The 19,223-nt window shown below is 44.3% G+C and carries 18 protein-coding genes and 1 pseudogene; 7 read left to right on the plus strand and 12 right to left on the minus strand.

What is annotated here, in order from left to right:
- Positions 1-29: 29 nt before the first annotated feature.
- Genes ACOBWA_RS07320 through ACOBWA_RS07340 form a run of 5 tightly spaced genes read left to right on the plus strand, consistent with a single transcriptional unit; the run spans position 30 to position 2,897 of the window.
- Positions 30-815, plus strand: coding sequence for a hypothetical protein (locus ACOBWA_RS07320; protein ID WP_420230675.1), 786 nt, complete (start codon positions 30-32; stop codon positions 813-815).
- Entirely contained in the window at positions 812-1,474 is a 663-nt protein-coding gene (locus tag ACOBWA_RS07325; RefSeq protein ID WP_420230676.1) for a hypothetical protein, read from the plus strand. The genes ACOBWA_RS07320 and ACOBWA_RS07325 overlap by 4 nt, the downstream gene beginning before the upstream one ends.
- 3 nt (positions 1,475-1,477) lie before the next feature.
- Positions 1,478-1,825, plus strand: coding sequence for a hypothetical protein (locus ACOBWA_RS07330; RefSeq protein WP_420230677.1), 348 nt, complete (start codon positions 1,478-1,480; stop codon positions 1,823-1,825).
- Positions 1,762-2,751: a reverse transcriptase family protein gene (locus ACOBWA_RS07335; RefSeq protein ID WP_420230678.1), complete on the plus strand. Its 990-nt coding sequence runs from the start codon at positions 1,762-1,764 to the stop codon at positions 2,749-2,751. The genes ACOBWA_RS07330 and ACOBWA_RS07335 overlap by 64 nt, the downstream gene beginning before the upstream one ends.
- A gap of 14 nt (positions 2,752-2,765) precedes the next feature.
- Complete coding sequence (locus tag ACOBWA_RS07340) at positions 2,766-2,897, plus strand: hypothetical protein (RefSeq protein WP_420230679.1); 132 nt, start codon at positions 2,766-2,768, stop codon at positions 2,895-2,897.
- 108 nt (positions 2,898-3,005) lie between these two features.
- Here ACOBWA_RS07340 and uvrA read toward each other — a convergent pair whose 3' ends face one another.
- The 6 genes and pseudogenes from uvrA to yghU all read right to left on the minus strand — a co-directional run bounded on the left by uvrA (position 3,006) and on the right by yghU (position 11,980).
- Positions 3,006-5,573 carry an excinuclease ABC subunit UvrA gene (gene uvrA / locus ACOBWA_RS07345; RefSeq protein WP_420230680.1) on the minus strand — a complete coding sequence of 856 codons (2,568 nt, stop codon included), beginning with the start codon at positions 5,571-5,573 and terminating at the stop codon, positions 3,006-3,008.
- A gap of 237 nt (positions 5,574-5,810) precedes the next feature.
- Positions 5,811-6,991, minus strand: a pseudogene (locus ACOBWA_RS07350) (DUF819 domain-containing protein).
- A 340-nt stretch (positions 6,992-7,331) separates the two neighbouring features.
- Positions 7,332-8,999 (minus strand): DEAD/DEAH box helicase, encoded by a 1,668-nt coding sequence (locus tag ACOBWA_RS07355; protein ID WP_101205896.1) that lies wholly within the window; start codon positions 8,997-8,999, stop codon positions 7,332-7,334.
- A 603-nt stretch (positions 9,000-9,602) separates the two neighbouring features.
- Positions 9,603-10,685, minus strand: a complete 1,083-nt coding sequence (locus tag ACOBWA_RS07360; RefSeq protein WP_420230681.1) for a DUF1176 domain-containing protein — start codon at positions 10,683-10,685, stop codon at positions 9,603-9,605.
- A gap of 17 nt (positions 10,686-10,702) precedes the next feature.
- The gene (locus tag ACOBWA_RS07365) at positions 10,703-10,894 is read right to left on the minus strand and encodes a hypothetical protein (protein WP_420230682.1); all 192 of its coding nucleotides are present in this window, start codon (positions 10,892-10,894) and stop codon (positions 10,703-10,705) included.
- Between the two features lie 264 nt (positions 10,895-11,158).
- Positions 11,159-11,980 (minus strand): glutathione-dependent disulfide-bond oxidoreductase, encoded by an 822-nt coding sequence (gene yghU / locus ACOBWA_RS07370; RefSeq protein WP_101205897.1) that lies wholly within the window; start codon positions 11,978-11,980, stop codon positions 11,159-11,161.
- Positions 11,981-12,322: 342 nt separating this feature from the next.
- Here yghU and ACOBWA_RS07375 point away from each other — a divergent pair, with 342 nt between their 5' ends.
- Complete coding sequence (locus tag ACOBWA_RS07375; protein WP_420230683.1) at positions 12,323-13,699, plus strand: DHA2 family efflux MFS transporter permease subunit; 1,377 nt, start codon at positions 12,323-12,325, stop codon at positions 13,697-13,699.
- 181 nt (positions 13,700-13,880) lie between these two features.
- On the opposite strand, the gene bfr (ACOBWA_RS07380) is transcribed toward ACOBWA_RS07375, so the two are convergent.
- The 3 genes from bfr (ACOBWA_RS07380) to ACOBWA_RS07390 all read right to left on the minus strand — a co-directional run bounded on the left by bfr (ACOBWA_RS07380) (position 13,881) and on the right by ACOBWA_RS07390 (position 15,468).
- Positions 13,881-14,360, minus strand: coding sequence for a bacterioferritin (gene bfr, locus ACOBWA_RS07380; RefSeq protein WP_179799167.1), 480 nt, complete (start codon positions 14,358-14,360; stop codon positions 13,881-13,883).
- 68 nt (positions 14,361-14,428) lie between these two features.
- Positions 14,429-14,917 (minus strand): bacterioferritin, encoded by a 489-nt coding sequence (bfr, locus tag ACOBWA_RS07385; protein WP_057760257.1) that lies wholly within the window; start codon positions 14,915-14,917, stop codon positions 14,429-14,431.
- 359 nt (positions 14,918-15,276) lie between these two features.
- Positions 15,277-15,468 (minus strand): (2Fe-2S)-binding protein, encoded by a 192-nt coding sequence (locus ACOBWA_RS07390; RefSeq protein WP_101205900.1) that lies wholly within the window; start codon positions 15,466-15,468, stop codon positions 15,277-15,279.
- Between the two features lie 388 nt (positions 15,469-15,856).
- Between ACOBWA_RS07390 and ACOBWA_RS07395 the strand changes: the two genes are divergently transcribed.
- A complete protein-coding gene (locus tag ACOBWA_RS07395) occupies positions 15,857-16,186 on the plus strand; it encodes an ArsR/SmtB family transcription factor (RefSeq protein WP_057760261.1) in 330 nt (109 codons plus the stop codon).
- Positions 16,187-16,360: 174 nt separating this feature from the next.
- On the opposite strand, the gene ACOBWA_RS07400 is transcribed toward ACOBWA_RS07395, so the two are convergent.
- The 3 genes from ACOBWA_RS07400 to cysT all read right to left on the minus strand — a co-directional run bounded on the left by ACOBWA_RS07400 (position 16,361) and on the right by cysT (position 18,917).
- Complete coding sequence (locus ACOBWA_RS07400) at positions 16,361-17,083, minus strand: sulfate/molybdate ABC transporter ATP-binding protein (RefSeq protein WP_082624600.1); 723 nt, start codon at positions 17,081-17,083, stop codon at positions 16,361-16,363.
- 96 nt (positions 17,084-17,179) lie between these two features.
- A complete protein-coding gene (gene cysW, locus ACOBWA_RS07405) occupies positions 17,180-18,130 on the minus strand; it encodes a sulfate ABC transporter permease subunit CysW (RefSeq protein ID WP_165598066.1) in 951 nt (316 codons plus the stop codon).
- A 1-nt stretch (position 18,131) separates the two neighbouring features.
- Positions 18,132-18,917 carry a sulfate ABC transporter permease subunit CysT gene (cysT, locus tag ACOBWA_RS07410; protein ID WP_370587799.1) on the minus strand — a complete coding sequence of 262 codons (786 nt, stop codon included), beginning with the start codon at positions 18,915-18,917 and terminating at the stop codon, positions 18,132-18,134.
- Positions 18,918-19,223: the final 306 nt, after the last annotated feature.

Consider the following 19,223-nt stretch of genomic DNA (forward strand, 5'->3'; position numbering starts at 1 on the left):
CACTGCTACAAGTACAGTCTGCAGGTCAATTGCCACAAGACACCATCCATCTTGATCCAATCGCACTGTATAACGTGCTATTTGAGCTGCGTATGCATGCTGATATCAAAGGCAAACGCCGAGGATTGCTGATTGAGCTTAGACCCCAGCAGCTGCCGGTGATTATATTGGAACCTTTTGACATCACTGTCACTAGCCAAGTTAGCCAACAGCAAAAGCCCTATCAAGGTCAACAAGCAAAGCTGATTCGCTTATGGGGTCGCCGTCGTCTCAGCCTATTAAAACGTCTGTTGCCGCATACTGATAGCGTTTCGGTATCGCTACTGGGTCAAGGCATGCCAAGCTATTGGACACTAAAAGGCAAAGGTTTTCACTTCACCTTTGCTATGACAGGCTTTAGCCAAGCCAATTGGTCACAGTCATTAAACTTTGACTTGTTACTGCCAAAGCGCCCATTACACAATACATTAGCTGCTAGTGAAAACTTGTCAGACAATGGTAAAGCAACTTTAAATGACAGCAATAATGATAGTAACGATGAGCATAATAGCTTGTCCGTATCGATTAAAACCCTGGAAAATACCCCTAGTACGCTAGAAGACTTGGTAAAGTCGCTATCAGCAGATGCTTCATTAACGTCTGTGCCTGTTTCTCACTCACAAGTACAGCAGTGGTTACTGTCAGGTACTCAGCAAGGCTTGATTCGCTATGAGATGGCGACGCAGCTGTATCACTACAGACCTTTGAGCCAAGTGCCGCTTGATATGGCACAGTTCGCTTATCACAACGAAGCAGAAAAGCAGGCTTTGATTTGATTGGCCGTACAGATGCTGTGCAGAAATTCACAGTTGAGACTGTCGCTGTCAAAGGTATTACTATTCGTGCAGATATTCATGTCGAAGAAGACAGACGTACTTATCACAGCCAGCTGCAATTAGGCGATGAAGGGCTAGTTACCAAGGCGGAATGTAGCTGTCCGCAGTACTTGCAACATCGTCTCACTCATGGCGTGTGCGCGCATCTTATTGCGCTACGACTTAGATATAATCAATACGACCCAAACAATACGGGCAATGATAATTGGCATGACACTCGTGTCTTGAGTAAACGCGTACCGAGTAAGCGCTTTAATCAGCCTAAGAATAAAAAAGAAAGCGTACAAGTAGCAGCCCATAGCTCGTTGATGACATTACCTTCTGCACCGACGCTTGATTTAACGGCCTTAGCCCAACCAGCTGCTCAGATACACGCGACTACAAGCGATAAGACACAAGCGTTAACCGCACAAGAGACCGCTATTGCGTATGTTTACATCACCATTGCCCATAAGAAGATTACCATTGAACAAACAATAGGTGACAAGGATACGCGCCAGCAGCTGGTGTTCAATCAGCCTGCCCAAGCCAAAGCCGCATTTTTACAACATATTGCCAGATTTGAAGCCAAAGGCTTTATCGAAAACCAAGGGATGTAATGTATGACCACACACACAGCCAACAATAACGATTACATCAGCCCTGATCCAGCACCCACTCCTTTTGAGCGTCAGTGGCAGCAACTATGGCAAGATATTGAGCTGGCAGGCGGACGTTACCAATATGTTCAGCAGCAGCTGGTCAGTCAAGGCTTTATGGTCGAGCGTCAACCTGTCGATAACATGAGCCCAAAAGAACGGGATCGCTATAAAAAAGCCTTAAAAAAGGAAGCAGCTGAAGAAAAAGTCTCAAAAAAGCTGCTTGGCAAGCATACAAAGCGCATCACATGGTTTACCTTGGTCGTCATGTATATTGGACGGACGATACCAGTATCGATAAGTGGGACGTAAAAGACGCGGCCAATCGGCTGATTGAAAACAAGTTGCCACTGTTAAATAAACACAATGAACTCGCAGAGGCTGTGAACCTTACTATCCCGCAATTAAAAGGACTGTGCTATCAAAGAGAAGTCGCTACCAATCTGTCTTATTCGCATTTTACGATTGCCAAACGCAATGGTACAGCGCGTCAAATATGGTCACCGATACCGCGTTTGAAGTTTGTGCAGCGCTGGATTTTGCACAATATTTTAAATAACCTAACGACGCATGGTGCCGCCCATGGATTTGTACGCGGTAAGTCTATCGTGACCAACGCCGCAGTACATAGCAACAGCGAATTGCTTATTAAGCTGGATGTTAAAGATTTCTTTCCTAGCGTGAACTGGCGCCGTGTCAAAGGTGTATTCCGTCATGCCGGCTATCCAGAGCAAATTGCTACCCTATTGGCACTGCTGTGTACCGAATCACCCCGACAAGTGGTGCAGCAAGATGGCGTCACCTATTATGTCGCATTGGGTGATAGAGCCTTGCCACAAGGCGCTCCTACCAGTCCAGCATTAACGAACATCGTCTGCTTAAATTTAGATCGTCGCTTGACGGGTCTAGCAGAAGAGTTGGGGCTGCGTTATAGCCGTTACGCCGATGATTTAACCTTTAGTGTGCCCGCTATTGAGGAGGTTAAATCCAAACCAAAGGCTAAAATTAGCACCACAAAAAAACAAGCCGATACGCAGCACAATAAATTAATTGGTCAATTGCTCGGCTCAGTCCATAAGATATTACGCGAAGAAGGGTTTGCGTTGAATAATGATAAAACGCGCGTGATTCGTAAAGGCAATCAGCAACAAGTGACAGGCATGGTGGTCAATGGACAAGGCGTACCTAGGGTATCTCGTCAAATCAAAAAATATTGCGAGCGGCCGTTCACAACCTAGAGAAAGGCAGACAATTGCGCGCGGATGAGACTTTAAATACGCTATCAGGATATGCCGCTTGGATAGCTTCGGCAGAGCCTGATCTGGGACATAACTATCTGACTAGAATCGAGCGTTTGCAAGTACAGCAAGAGACACCTGCATAGATATTTCTTTATAGTTATAAAAAATGAGTATTAGAAAATCCCATTTCTAATACTCATTTAAGTGAAGCATATCAGTACAGAGCTATTTTACCCAAAACGTTATTTTCATCACACCAGCAAGAACGGTGCAGTACCGCTGTCCTTTGATTGAGCAACGTCATATGGCGTACCTTGAGCGACAATCACGCCGCCCGCGTCCCCTGCTCCTGGCCCAATATCAATAATCCAATCGCTGTTGCTAGCCACTTGCATATCATGCTCAACCATAATGACAGTATTGCCCGCATCGACGAGACCATTTAACTGCGTCATGAGCATCGACACATCAGCAGGATGTAAACCTGTGGTTGGCTCATCCAATATGTATAGGGTGTCGCCTCGCTGTGTGCGTTGCAGCTCAGTGGCAAGTTTAATCCGTTGCGCTTCTCCGCCTGATAACTCGGTGGCAGGCTGACCTAAACGTAAGTAGCCAAGCCCAACTTGCAGCAACGCATCTAATGCACGCAAAATAGGCGCTTCATCAACAAAAAATTCATGAGCTGCTTCCACTGTTAAGTTCAATACTTCGGCGATGTTTTTGTCTCGATAAGTGATTGCCAGCGTTTCCTCGTCATAGCGTTGCCCATGACATACTTGACAAGGCGCATAGACGCTTGGTAGAAACAACAGCTCAACACTGACAAAACCTAAACCTTCGCAATTTGGGCAACGACCTTTGGTCGTATTAAATGAGAACCTGCCAGCATCATAGCCATGAGATTTTGCTTGCTTAGTGGCTGCAAACAGTTTGCGCACATCGTCAAACAGACCCGTATAGGTTGCCAAGTTAGAGCGCGGTGTACGTCCAATTGCTTTTTGATTAATATTAATGAGACGTCGGACATGCTCCATGCCAGCGACGATTTCACCGCCAGTTACTGACTCAAGCTCCTGCTCAAGTAAGTCCGCTTCACCGACAGGCGCTTCTGTAACTGTCTTCTGCCCCAACGCTTCATTGATAAGCTCTACCAATGCTTGGCTGACGAGACTTGATTTGCCTGAGCCTGAGACCCCTGTAACGCTGGTCATGACCCCAAGCGGAAACTCAACGTCTAATCCTGTGATATTGTTTCGCTCGATGTTAGCAAGCTTAAGCCACTCTGTCGGCTGCCTCGTGCTAGATTTTGACTTCGCGTTAGACGTAGTATTGGCAAAGAGATATTGACCAGTATGCGACTGTTCAACCTCACGAAGACCATCTACAGGACCACTATAGACAATCTCGCCACCATGCGTGCCTGCCTTTGGCCCGACATCGACTATCCAATCAGCATGTCTAATGACACTAACGTCATGCTCAACAACAAACACTGAATTCCCAGCTGCGATTAGCTCATCCAATGCCCCTAGCAATGCTTGAGTATCAGCAGGATGTAGACCAGCCGATGGCTCATCAAGGACATAGACTACGCCAAACAACTGCGAGCGAATTTGAGTGGCCAAACGTAATCGTTGTAGTTCACCAGGAGAGAGTGTCGGTGTGGTACGCTCAAGTGAGAGATAGCCTAACCCTAACCTTGTTAGCGCTTCAACACGAGAGAGAATATCACTGGCGATACGCTGGGCAACGATGGCTTTCTCGTGGTTTGGCATGTCATCAGTTACCTTAGTCCGCGCTGTTTTTTCCAGTTTTTCCGCCATTTCAGTCAGTGTTAGCTGTGATAGCTCTCCGATATCGAGTCCTGCAAACTTAACCGATAGCGATTCTTTCTTTAGTTTCTTGCCATGACATTCAGGGCACTCAGATATCTGCATAAACTGCGAGACGCGTTTTTTGGTACGCGGGCTCTGAGTGGTAGCAAAAGAGTGCAAAATGAAGTTTTTGGCACTGGTAAAAGTACCCATATAGTTTGGCTTTTCGCCCTTCTCAATCGCATCGCGTGTTTGTTCGATGTTGTATTCAGGATAGACAGGTACCGTCGGTGTATCATCTGTAAACAAAATCCAATCACGTGTTTTTTTCGGCAGTGTGTGCCATGGTTTATCGATATCATAGCCTAATGTGGTCAATATACGACTGAGGTTTTGTCCTTGCCACGCTGGTGGCCAAGCTGCAATCGCCCGCTCACGGATGGTCTTGGTATTGTCTGGCACCAACAGCTTTTCAGTGACTTCAAAGACACGGCCGATACCTGAGCAAGTCGGACAAGCGCCATCTGGGGTGTTGGGAGAGAATGCATCAGCGTATAGAATCTCTTGATCTGCGGGATACTCTCCTGCTCGTGAGTACAGCATACGCAGGCCATTGGATATCGTCGTAACGCTACCCACAGACGAGCGCACTGAAGGCGTACCCCGCTTCTGCTGTAAAGCGACTGCTGGTGGTAACCCTTCTATAGAATCAACGTCTGGCTCATCGACCTGATCAATGAGTCGTCTGGCATAAGGCGATACAGAATCAAGATAACGGCGTTGTGACTCGGCAAATAGTGTACCGAATGCTAATGACGACTTGCCTGAGCCTGAGATACCAGTAAAGACCACCAAGGCATTACGAGGTAAGTCAACATCAACGTTCTTCAAATTGTGTACGCGCGCACCTCTGACCTGAATATTATCTTGGTCAGGGTTATAAAGGGTATTTCTCACTGTGCTTGTTTTACTTGTTTTTTCTTCTAATTTTTCTGAATTTGCCATAGCGTTATTGTTCCTATCGAATCGTTGTTTATTCCTAACGTGCTTAGTTTTCTTTACTTGATTAGTTGTCTTTATTTAATTAGCAGAAAGGTTAACACGTACTCATGTGTGGCCATGGCTAGGCTTACATATCAATAGCATAGATAGACAAAACGATAACTCAAGTCACCCAATCATTAATAATAAAAAACCCGCATCAAGGCGGGTTTTGTTTAGCAAGAACTGAAAATTTAGACATTAAGACACAACCAAGCGCATCAATTGGGTGCTGATATAACCACCAAATGTCCCTACTGCGTAACCTAAAATACCCAAGAACACGCCAACAGGCGCTAGCGATGGATGAAAAGCTGTGGCGACAATCGGTGCAGAAGAAGCACCGCCCGTATTGGCATTAGAGCCAACTGCCAAAAGAAGAACGGTGCTCGAATGATTCTAGCAACGGCAAATATGATAACGACATGGATGCTCATCCATAGTAAACCGATAAGCAATAGTCGCCACTGTGAGACGATTCCAGCCAGATTGATTTGCATACCAATAGCAGCAATCAATATAAAGATAAATACGGTGCCGATTTTTGATGCACCCACATGGTCAAGCCGACGAATCTTAGTAAATGAAAAGATGACGCCTATTAAAGTGATAATTACCACCATCCAAAAGAACGAGCTGGCAAAGCTATACTGAACGGCCCAACTATAAGGGGCAAAGAAATCTGCAATCTGGCCACCGACAAAGTGCGCCACTCCGACCATGGCAAAGCATAAACCAAACATCACCATCAAATCATTAATGGTTGCTGGGCGGGCATGATCACGCTCATAGCTTTCAACTGCTTTGACTACTTTATCAATGCTACTGGTATCCGCGCGTAAAAAACGGTCTATCTTGTCGCTATGTTTCGCCATTAATAAAATAGCCAGCAGCCACAATGAGGCATTGGTGGTATCGACCAAAATCATCATACCAAACAAATCATCACTGACCCCAAACAGCTCTTTCATCGCTGCTTGGTTGGCCGCGCCGCCTATCCAACTACCTGCTACAGCAGAAAACCCACGCCATAAAGTATCATCGGTAAACATCGCAGGCGATATCCACTTAGCGACTCCCAAACTGATCGGGCCACTGATGACGATAGCAATACTGGCAGCAAAAAACATCGCGATTGCTTTCCAGCCTAAGCCCAGTATTTTAGGCACATCCATGGACAAGGTCATCAACAGCAAACTTGCTGGCAGTAAGTAAGTGGCAGTAAAACCATAAATCTGCGAACCAATACCATCGGCAAACACGCCTAAGCTATTTAGAGTAGCTGGTATAAAGCAGCAAAGCACAATACCAGGCAATATGGCATAAAATCGACGCCAAAATTTACCCGGTAAGCCTTGGGTATAAAAAACCAGACCAATAATGGCCATGATGATGCCAAAGGCTAATGGCAAATTATCAATTGCTAAGTTTGAGGTGGCAGGCATCAAGGCGCTCCAAGAGTTACAACGGGCAAAAGTAAATCAGTATAGACAAGGCAAAAAACTCCTGCAAGCAGCCATCGACTATTAGCTAGGATTTGCCGAGTAGTATTTGACGGAATAAATAGCAAGGTAACGGTTAGGCAAGTAAGGGCATAAAGTAATCATGGCGCAATATAAAACAGGTAAACACAAAAAAGCCAGATAACAAGTATCTGGCTTTTTCAATGCTATCTTTAGACGATTAATGAATCAATGATTTTAATCGTCAAATATAGCTGTATTACGAGTTGTTACCACGGTTGCCGCCGTTTGGACGACCTTGGCCACGGCTGTCAGAACGACCAGCTGGACGACCTTGGCTGCCGCTTGGACGACCGCGACCAGTTGCAGCACGCTCACCACGTGGAACGCCATTGCTATCACCGCGGCTTGGGCCACCAGTGCGCTTGCCTTGATACGGCTTGCCACCTGAACGCTCATTTGGTTTGCCTGACGTGTCACGTGGCTTACCTTGATAACCGCTGTCATTGCTAGCGCGTTGACCAGTGTTGCTATCGCTTGAACGACCACGACCTTGACCACCACCGCTAGATTTACCAGCATAGCCACCGCCTGAACGACCACGGCCTTGACCGCCACCGCCGTTAGAACGACCACGGCCACGGCCACGACCATTACCTTTGTTTTCGCTAGGTACGTAAGTTTTCTTAGGCTCCATACCTTCGATAACACATACTTCCATTTTGCGATCTAAATAACGGTTGATAGCGTTAAGCTGTGGACGATCATCCATGCTACATAGGCTGATAGCAACACCAGTACGACCAGCACGACCACAACGACCGATACGATGGACGTAATCTTCAGTCTGACGCGGCAAGTCATAGTTGATAACGTGCGAGATAGCTGGGATATCTAGACCACGAGCAGCAACGTCAGTCGCTACTAGGATTTTTACTTTACCATTACGCAAGTCTTGAACGATACGGTTACGCTTGCTCTGTGGCAAGTCACCATGTAGGAAGCTTGCTTTATGGCCTGCTTCTTGTAACTGTTTAGCCAGTTTTTCAGTGCTACGTTTGGTAGCAGCAAAGATAATGATTTGTTCCATATCTTGTTGGCAAACGATTTTGTCAAGTAAACGGTTTTTGTGATCAAAATCATCACAGTAGTACACTTTTTCTTCGATGTGTGCAGATTCTACTTTGATTGATACGCGCTCAGGGTTCTTAGTGAAACTGGCAGCGATTTTACCTACTGGGCCATCCCAAGTTGCTGAACACATGATCGTTTGACGATCGATTGGCGCTGCACGAAGGATGTCACTGATGTCATCAGCAAAACCCATGTCTAGCATACGGTCAGCTTCGTCAAGTACCAATACTTCTAGGTTTGACAAATCAACGCGACCTGCATTGATATGGTCAAGTAGACGACCAGGAGTTGCAACGATTACTTGAACGCCCTTTTTCAAAGCAGTGATCTGACCGTTGTATGGTGCGCCGCCAACTAGTGGTACACAAAATAGACCGCGCATATCTTTAGAATAAGTGCGAACGCTGTCATGTACTTGCTGAGCAAGTTCACGCGTTGGCGTTAGGATAAGTGCTTTGGTTAGTTTGTCAAAGCTAGTCGCACGGCTCAAACGGTCAAGTACAGGGATAACGAAAGCCGCTGTTTTACCACTACCCGTTTGCGCTGACAATAAAAGGTCACGACCGGCTAGAGCAAAAGGAATGGCTTGTTCTTGAATAGGGGTTGGATTGGTATAGCCACTGCGATCAAGGGCAGTAAGAATTGGCTTAGCAATGCCAAGATCAGTAAAAGTGATTTTGTTTTCTTCAGTGGCGTCAGTAGCAGCCGCTTGAGTATTGTTATCAGTATTTGGAGTGTCAGTGCTTTCGATGATGCCGTTTTCAGCGGCGATTGCAGATAAGATGTCAGTCATAAGAATCCTTGGTAAGTATAAGTTGCTGTAAATTCAGCAAACTTGATGCATACCACTGATAACCGTTCACCACGCTGCTCTTATTAGCATTACCGAGCAATATAAAATTGTCGATAATTAGAAACCAAGCCAATAGAGCTTAGCGTCTTTATAATAAATGCGTTCGTGCTGTCTGACGTATTTTGGTGGTAGTGCCGAGTGTCTTATCCTTGCTTGATATACGCTCATTATCAATGCTTTGTCCAAAGCAGATAAAGGCAAACAGCAACCAATCTAGACCCTAGTTATAGGCCAGTAGATAAGATATGAGTCAAAAATAACTGATATTTTTAAAGGTTATTTAAGTACACAAAATCATCGGCAACAATTACTTATGGTCATCCTAGACCCAAAATCGCAGGCGATGTTATCAATCTCATAATTCACGAAAGCCTAAGCTAACGTGGCGACGCAGTATAGCACAATAAAAAATATATGTACCTATTTCTTCAATTACTGAGTAAATAAGCACTAACAGTGTTGATAATAAACAAGTTTAGTTGTTTTATTTAATAACTACAGCAGAATTGAATAACTAAAGCAAATGAGCTACTCACTATTTATCTATCGTACTACTTTGACTTCTGTTACATAAGTAGGTAGCTGCCATGCCCCGCCCGCCTCGATTAAGCGGCAAAGTCCAGTGGTGCTTTCATGGCTTTTTTCAAATGCACGGCCCGTCCATAGCCAATCGGTTTTGCTCATGCAATCACCGATGCCGCGACCTTTTTGTACAGAGGTAAGCTTGCCTTTATCGTAGCCAGTAGCATTGGTCGTAACCAACGTTGGCTTATAAGGTTTACTATCATTGAGCACCCAAACCCCTGCTCCAGCGTTATAAGCGCCTGTCCAGCACTCATGCTGTGCCAACAGCTGAGAGCCATTTAGACGACTGATACGCCAAGGTGATTTGTCTGAAAGATTGGGACAAACGCTGTCTGCATCTTTCATTGTGCCTTTTACCAACGCTGCCAACTGAGAGGACCTCATTACAAACTTTTTGTCATTACCATCGTCCGCTTTGGCGCTTGGAACGATGAACTGCAGTACTGGCGCGGCTTTGGGAGGTAATATACCGCCACTAGATTTAGCAGCATCGTCATTTTTGATAAAAGCACTGGATGTACCAACGCGACCTTGGAACTCATCGGCTTTTAGCATAGCAGCACTGGCACCTTTGTCAGAGAGCTGCCAACGTGAATTGCGCAAGGCCAACGTAATCTTACTAGATTTGGTCAACGCCTCTAACAATGCAGTTACCTGCGCTTGAGTAAGCTCAGCGTTACCTGCAGCGGCTGAATATGGCTTCGTCTCACCATAATCCTTGTCATTAATAAACAACGAGATGCGATGACGATTACCGAGCTGCATTAGGGCTTTAGACGAGCTGTCCTTTGCCCCGCCAAGCTTTACTTTACCATCCACGCCAGCATTCGCACCTGCGCGGCGTACGAGCAATATAGAAACCGGGAACTCGCTGTTATTCTCTGCTTGATACCCTGCCAGCCGGCATGTACGCGTATTATCACAAGCGACTTGCCAGTCTTGACTGGTAAACTCAGTCGATGTACTGGCCATACTGGTGGTACTAAATAAAGCTGTGCTAAGCGCTGCAAGTACAGGCAGTAATATTTTATTTTTTATCATATAGGTGGGTTGTTCTTTTATTTTTTAGGTATGTTTTCTGAGTAATACTCTACAATGATGTTTTTGGGATTTTTATTAGACTGGGCACTGTTTTTATAGCTATTGTCATCATACTTATTATCGTCATAGATAATGCCTGACCTACTAACACCAGTTAAATCAGCGCCTCTTGATAGCGACATATCGTTTATATAATTATTGTCTTTCATAATCATCACCTTTCAGTAGAAGAAGTATAAACACCTGTCTATTGTAATGGTGCCCGGCTATCTTAACGCACTAGTGTTTCTATCTGTTGTACTAATGTATCATTGTGTAAAGACAAAAGAAAGACCTAGCATACATTATATTCATTTTTATGAATATAAGTAAAAAGGCTGATAAGCTATTTGCTTATCAGCCTTGCTGCTGTGTTTAAGGTTTATTTATGCTTAAAATGTACTGTTAGATCTAAACTGTATTGAGTACTTAGTTTAGTCGATTGGTTTTAGCTCTAGCGCTACTGCACGTTTAACCGCAGGACGTTCAGCGATTTTCTTAGCCCAACGCTGCAAGTGTTTATAGTCTTCTACTTGTAAAAATTCTGCCGCGTCATAGAGCTTACCTAGTGCCAACTGACCATACCAAGACCAGACAATCATATCCGCAATGTTGTAATCAGATTCATCATTGCCGCACAGGTACTCATGATCTTTCAGATGCGTATCTAATACATCGAGCTGGCGCTTGGTTTCCATCGTATAGCGGTTGATTGGATACTCTAGAGGTTCAGGCGCATATGCATAAAAGTGCCCAAAGCCGCCACCTAAGAAAGGCGCGCTACCCATTTGCCACATAATCCAAGACAGACAATCTGCTCGCGCTTTACCAGTAGCCAGTGGCAGGAACTTATCAAACTTTTCTGCTAGATACATTAAGATTGCGCCCGACTCAAACAGTGCTATCGGCTCGCCTGCTGTATCAGTAGAATGATCGACCAAAGCTGGAATCTTTGAATTAGGGTTTATCTCTACGAACCCTGAGCCAAACTGCTCACCTTTAGAAATATCGATTTTGTAGGCATCATATGCTGCCCCATCAATACCAAGCTCTGCCAGCTCTTCTAATAGTATGTTTACCTTGACACCATTTGGTGTATTTAACGAGTACAGCTGTAACGGAGCATCACCAACGGGCAGCTCTTTATCATAGCGAGCTCCAGACGTTGGACTATTAATACTAGCAAACTTACCGCCGTTGTCTTTATCTTGCGTCCAAACTTTTGGTGGTACGTATTTATTATTATCTTGACTCATAATTTATCCTCGGTTTGTATTTATGACTGCCGCGAAGGTTTACTATAACGAGAACTCATAACGATATTAAAGTCCTCTCTTGTAATCAATGTTGTGTTTCTACTGCTAAAATAAAGAGAGATACGCTATTAGCACTGAGCAATTTCTTTGTCATATTTCGCCTCTTTAGCTGTCTGTTAGCTACCTTTCGCATCGTTGCTCTTATATAAGTTATCTTATATCAGTTACTTTGAGTCACTTTTATTATAAGCCAGGCTTTCTTATACTACTCAGCTTGCATAGTGATCTGCTCGCAAATCCGCTATTTTCTTATTCCATAACGAGACGTTCAATGGGACTCACATGGTAACGCTCACCCCGACTCAAGATAAATATCTGCCTTACGTACTAGCGGTAGCGCTATTTATGCAAATTTTAGACGCTACTATTTTGAACACCTCGTTGCCACAAATGGCGCAAGCACTGGGTGAGTCACCACTAAAAATGCAGTGGGCAGTCATCAGCTATGCATTGACCCTAGCGATTTTTATCCCTATCAGTGGTTTTTTAGCGGATAAATATGGCACACGCCGCGTATTTTTATCCGCGATCATCATTTTTTGTGTTGGCTCATTACTGTGCGCGGCGTCGCAAACGTTAGATTTTTTGGTTGCCTCACGTGTGGTACAGGGTATCGGCGGGGCCATGATGACGCCTGTCGCTCGTTTGATATTGGTTAAGTCTTATCCGCGCAATAAACTGCTCACTGTGATGAATTTCGCTGTGATACCTGCATTGGTTGCACCATTAGTCGGTCCAGTATTGGGTGGCTATATCGTGCAATATGCCAGCTGGCATTGGATATTTTTGATCAATATACCGATGGGTGTGGCAGGTTTTATTATGGGCAAAAAACTGGTTCCAGCGCTATTTGAAGATACCAAGCGTCTTGATTGGACAGGGTTTGTATTGTTTGCTGCCGCTGCTTGCGGGTTCACACTGGCTGTCGAGTTTGGTTCACAGATAGGTCGCGGGGTTTATGGGTTGTTGCTTGGGTTGGCCGCAAGTCTATTGATCGGCGCGTATGTCTGGCATGCCAAACGGCGAACAGCTCCCCTGTTTCCACTCAGCTTGTTTGATATTCGCACCTTTCGAATCGGTATTACAGGCAACTTGTTTACGCGGCTTGGTATCAGTGCCGTGCCCTTTTTGCTGCCCTTATTACTACAAGTGGTGTTTGAGTACTCACCTTCGCAGGCAGGTTGGCTACTTGCCCCGATTGCGGTTGGTGCTATAGGTATTAAACCTTGGGTTAGCAAGATTATTCAGCGGTTTAGCTATCGTAAGGTGCTGGTCTACAATACCTTGTTTATGGGTTCGCTTATCATTGTGCTAGCGCAGTTTAATGATGCCTCGCAGTGGCTATGGTTTATACCCATCCTGACCATCATGGGTGCCTGTAACTCCATGCAGTTCAGTGCGATGAATACGATTACTATTGGCGATTTACAGGGCACACAGACTAGTAGCGGTAATAGCTTAATGGCGGTCAATCAGCAGTTGGCGATTAGCTTTGGTATTGCGTTCGGTGCTGCTGTGTTGAATCTATTACGTGAGCGTCTACAGATGGATACGTTAGTAGCGTTCCAAACCACTTATTGGATATTGGGCATTTTGACCATTCTCTCGGGGCTGTATTTTTTACGTCTAAAACCTGAGGATGGCCGCGGTTTATACTAGGGTGTGTCTTCAATCGAGATAAGCTTTCTATTGAGTGAGATTTTACGTACGGCAAGTCTCTATTCTATATAACCGAAACGTTAAAAATAGCTTATCTATAGACAGAAAAAGCCAGTATGCGATTGGATTATCAATCTCATACTGGCTTTTTTATTATGACTTACATTAATAGCAAATACTATTATGCGTCATCATCACTCATTTGCGATTGGATGTAGCGTTCTACACCAATACTCTTGATTAAGTCCTGCTGCGTCTCTAACCAGTCTTCATACTCTTCATTGCCATCTTTTAGCGTGACTAATAGCTGGCGAGAGACATAGTCAGACTTTGTCTCACATAAGGTGACAGCATCAGTAATAATATCGAACTTTTGTCTCTCAAGGCGTAGGTTGCACTCAATGATTTCTGGTACATCTTCGCCAACCAATACTTTGCCCAGTTCTTGCAAGTTTGGCAAACCGCCTAGCAATAAAATACGAGCGATTAGGTCGTCTGACCATTTCATCTCAGCAATAGATTGCTTATATAATGAGTCATTAAGCGCTTCTAGCCCCCAATGACGTGCAATACGTGCATGCAAAAAATACTGGTTGATGGCAATCAATGACTGCCCAAGTACTTTGTTTAACGCGCGAATAACTTCTTTATCCCCTGTCATTATCTTTCTCCCTTAATCTCTATTATTTATGCTAAATACTGTGAATGCTATTCATACGTAGGATGATATCAGACAATATTAGGAGTGACTTCAGCCATTTGGCTTTGTAGGTAATTCGGTAGACCAATCATGTCGATGAGACGGAGCTGCTGCTCAAGCCAATGCGCATGGTCTTCTTCGGTGTCTTTCAATTGCTCGACCAACATCTCACGCGTGACATAGTCATGCTCTGCTTCGCAAAGTGCGATGCCTTCTTTTAGATGCTTTTGTACTTGGTACTCTAAATCTAGGTCAAACTGCAACATCTCAGGGACAGTCGCACCAATATGGATAGCGTCGACCGACATCTTTGGCGTGCCACTCAACATCAAGATACGGCGAATGATATTCTGTGCGTGTAGCGTTTCGTCTTCCATTTCATGATGGATACGATCGTACAACTTGCCATAGTGCCACTCAGCGTACATCTCTGAATGAATAAAATATTGGTCACGAGCGGCAAGCTCACCACCTAGTAAGAAATTCAAATAATCAATGACTTTCTGGCTACCTATCATAACGCGTACTCCCCTATTTATTTTTACCGATCACCATACATCCACAATTTATCATATAAGGATAGCATAATTGGCAAACTGATCAGTAAAATCAAAATCAATAAAATGGCTTCTAATCTTAGGTAAATATAGTAGCATACAGGCGCAGTATAGGGTGTAACGTTATGAACTAAGAATAAGATGCTAATCGAGAATCATAATTAGCTACAACTAGTATTGATATGTGTTATGTAACATGTTGGCGTTTGAGTGAGATTATATGGACGCTTGCACCCGACCCTTTAGGTATAATAAAGTTAGATGCAGAATATTGAATATATTTTATCGTATTATATTATAAGTTATATAATTGATAATATTTAAACAGCGTATGCTAGATTGTCGAGTTTTGCATGGTGTTCGTCTAGGTAGTCATTGACCATCGGCTCACAACAGCCACAGCACGTTGCTACATCGAGCGTATCTTTTAGACCATCGAGCGTATCAACACCTGCAGCAATAGCTGCTTTGATTTGCTTTTCTTTTACGTTGTTGCAGATACATACGTACATGGATTGGCTCCTCGGGATACCACTATTCGATAATGACAGCATACGACACTTATATAAAAACCTTTGTGATAAGTGTCATTGATAAACGGATAATTTACTGTTTTTTAGCAATGAAAACTTAGTCGTTGAAATCACGTTTATCGCTTGCAGTATAATAACGATAATTATTATCATTTTCAATCACATTCGATATATTTATTTTTCGAGACAGTATCCTTATATTACAGGCAGTTCATTTATGTAAGTGGATATAAGTGTGCGTGTAACCGAATATTGTCAAAGGTAGTGAATTGACGATGAACTGTAAATTTGATTATTTTTTAATCGATTTTGTAGATAACTGCTGTTATATTGAACCCCTATTAACGAAGCCCATTGGAATTCACCTATGTCTGATAATAATTTTACGATACGACCTATCGATTTATTCAAAGTCCTATCTGATCCGACACGTCTAAAAATATTTCAAATTCTTTTTAAAAAAGAAGCACGTTGCGTGGGTGATTTGGTAGATATGCTTGACCAGCCACAACCAACGATATCACGCCACCTAAACCATTTGAAAAAACTGGGTATTTTGAGCTGTGTACGTGATGGTACTTGGATGTGGTATGAGGTCGCTGATGATTTACCAGATTGGTGTCAAGATATCTTAGACATCACCTACGAGCAAATCACTCCTAGAGGAACTAGTAGAGATGTATCGGATCTTGCTTAGATACTATTGTCCGCTTGGATTTTTGGCTCATTGACTGCGCTTTGTAAAAAGCATTTGAGCCAATAGATCCGCAGCAATGCGCAGACCAAAAAGACCTACTCTCGTAGGTCTTTTTTGGCTTAAATGTTGATAATAATGTTGATGATTTGACTTAAATTGCGCTAGATCAAATGCTTATACAAGATCTAAGAAATCGCTGATAAAGGCGTTGGCTGGCTGGTGTATCAGCTCCTCTGACGTGCCTACCTGCTCTACTCGGCCTTGATTCATCACGACGATCTCATCTGATACCGCACGTGCTTCTTCTTGATCATGCGTTACCATGATACTGGTGATACCAAGCTCGTGATGGATGTTTTTTAGCCATGTGCGCAGCTCTTTACGGACTTTGGCATCTAGTGCACCAAACGGCTCATCTAGCAGCAGTAGCTTCGGTTTAACAGCAAGTGCACGTGCTAGCGCAATGCGTTGGCGCTGACCACCTGATAGCTGATGTGGATAAGCATTGGCAACTTGTGGTAGCTGTACGAGGTCTAAGAGCTCTGCCACACGCTTATTGATATCAGCTTTGCTCGGGCGTTCGTTTTTTGGCAACAAGGTCAATCCAAAGGCCACATTGTCCGCGATGTTCTTATGGCGAAACAGCGCATAATGCTGAAACATAAAGCCAATATGGCGCTTTTGGACTGGGGTATTGGTCACATCCAGCTCATCAAACAATACCTGTCCTGAGTCAGCATATTCCAGACCCGCGATAATACGTAGCAAAGTGGTCTTACCGCAGCCTGACGGGCCTAGTAACGTCGTCAGTTTGCCAGTCGGCACCGTGATATTGATATTGTCTAAAGCGGTAAAATTGCCGAATTTTTTATTAACGTTGCGAATCTCAATGCTCATAATCGTATCTCTTATTATATCTTTTGTCGTATCGTGGCAAGTAGCTGAGTAGCGACTGCATCCGTAGTATTAACATCATTTATCAGATAATGGCAGTTATACCTTACCAGTACTGTCCGCACTCGTCGATTCAGTGACGGCAGTGGCGTTAGCACTCACTGGCAGTTCAGGTGCACTGGCGAGCCGCTCAGACTTGGCAAATTTACGCTCTTGTATCTTGGTCATGACTTGCTGAATCAGTAGCGTCACCAAGGCCAATGCAGCCAATATGCTCGATAAGGCAAACGCAGCGGTAAAGTTATAATCGTTATAGGCAATCTCAACCAATAGCGGCATGGTGTTGGTCTCGCCGCGAATGTGACCAGATACCACGCTGACCGCACCAAACTCACCCATCGCACGGGCATTGGTCAGAATCAAACCGTATAGCAGCGCCCATTTTATATTAGGCAATGTCACATGCCAAAATGTTTGCCAGCCAGTCGCACCTAAGGTTAACGCTGCTTGCTCTTCAGAGTCGCCTTGAGTCTGCATCAATGGAATCAGCTCACGCGCAACAAAAGGAAAGGTCACAAACAACGTTGCCAAAATGATACCAGGCACCGCATAGATCACTTGGAAACCCATGCTCTCAAGCCAGCCGCCGATAGTAGAGTTCAGTCCAAACAGCAGCACAAACATCAAACCTGCAACCACTGGCGATACCGAAAATGGCAAATCAAGCAAAGTGGTGACCAGCTGCTTACCTTTAAACTGATAACGCGTGACAAGCCATGCAATCGCAATGCCCATTACCATATTAATTGGTAAGACAATTCCTGCCGTGATGAGCGTTAGCTTGATGGCTTGTAAAGCTTCAGGATCGACCAGCGAGGCGATATATAACTGCCAACCATTTTTAAAGGCTTCGTAAAACACAGCTAGTAATGGAATGACCAACATGACAATCATGAATAGCACAGCAATGGCAATAAAGGTACGGCGTATCCATGGCGTATCTTTGGTCGCAGCATTGCTTTGGTAGTCATAGCTATTAGATATTTGCATATTAGCGAGCTCCTACACGGCGCGACAGTTTCCACTGCATGATATTAATGGTCAATAAGATGACAAATGATATGAGTAGCATAAATAATGCCACCGCAGAAGCACCTTGAATATCAAACTGCTCAAGTTTACTAATAATGATAAGCGGCAAAATTTCAGACTGCATCGGAATATTACCCGCGATAAAGATAACCGATCCATACTCGCCAGTGGCACGAGCAAACATCATACCTGCACCCATCAGCAAGGCTGGCAATAACTCTGGCAAAATTACTTTACGAAAAGTCGTCAAACGATTAGCGCCCAATACCGCCGCAGCTTCTTCAAACTCAACAGATAGCTCAGCGAGTACGGGCTGTACCGCGCGGACAATAAAGGGGAAGCTCACCACAACCAGTGCTAGCCAAATACCTATTGGCGTAAAGGCAACCTGAATATCGAACTTGGCAAACCATTGACCAATCAAACCATTAGGTGCATATAAAGTGGCAAGCGAGATACCTGTAACAGCGGTTGGTAGTGCAAACGGCAGATCGACTAAGGCATTAATCAGTGACTTGCCCCAAAACTCATAGCGGACAAGCACCCATGCCACCAACGTACCAAATACCATATTGGTCAACATCGCCAAAAACGACATCCATAAGCTCAGCTTGATAGCGGCAGTAACTTGTGGCTGGGTAATGGTTTCCCAAAAGCCAGTCCAACCCATCTGCGTCGTGGTATAGGCCATCATGGCAAACGGTAGTACCACCAATAACGACAGGCTAAAGACAGTAATACCCATGCTCAGACCGAACCCGGGTAGCACATTGCGCTGACGCAAACGGGTCAGCCAACCTTTTTATTGCCGGGCTTACTGGCAGAAGAAGATGTTGCACTCATAGTGATGTCCTATTGCCTAACTGATGGTACTTAGCGAGGGTGCTCACTGTAAGACCATTATTACCATTGTTATCAAAATTATTATTGGTCGGCTTATGATATAAAGGACATAGTGCGTACGACCATGTCCTTTATGGGGTGCTTCATGACTGACTGTACGATTAACTGAGCTAATCCGTTTCAGTGTTTAGCGCAGTAGCTAATCTAA

Origin of the sequence: Psychrobacter sp. ER1, assembly GCF_048631835.1 — a bacterium.
Taxonomy (GTDB): Bacteria; Pseudomonadota; Gammaproteobacteria; order Pseudomonadales; family Moraxellaceae; genus Psychrobacter.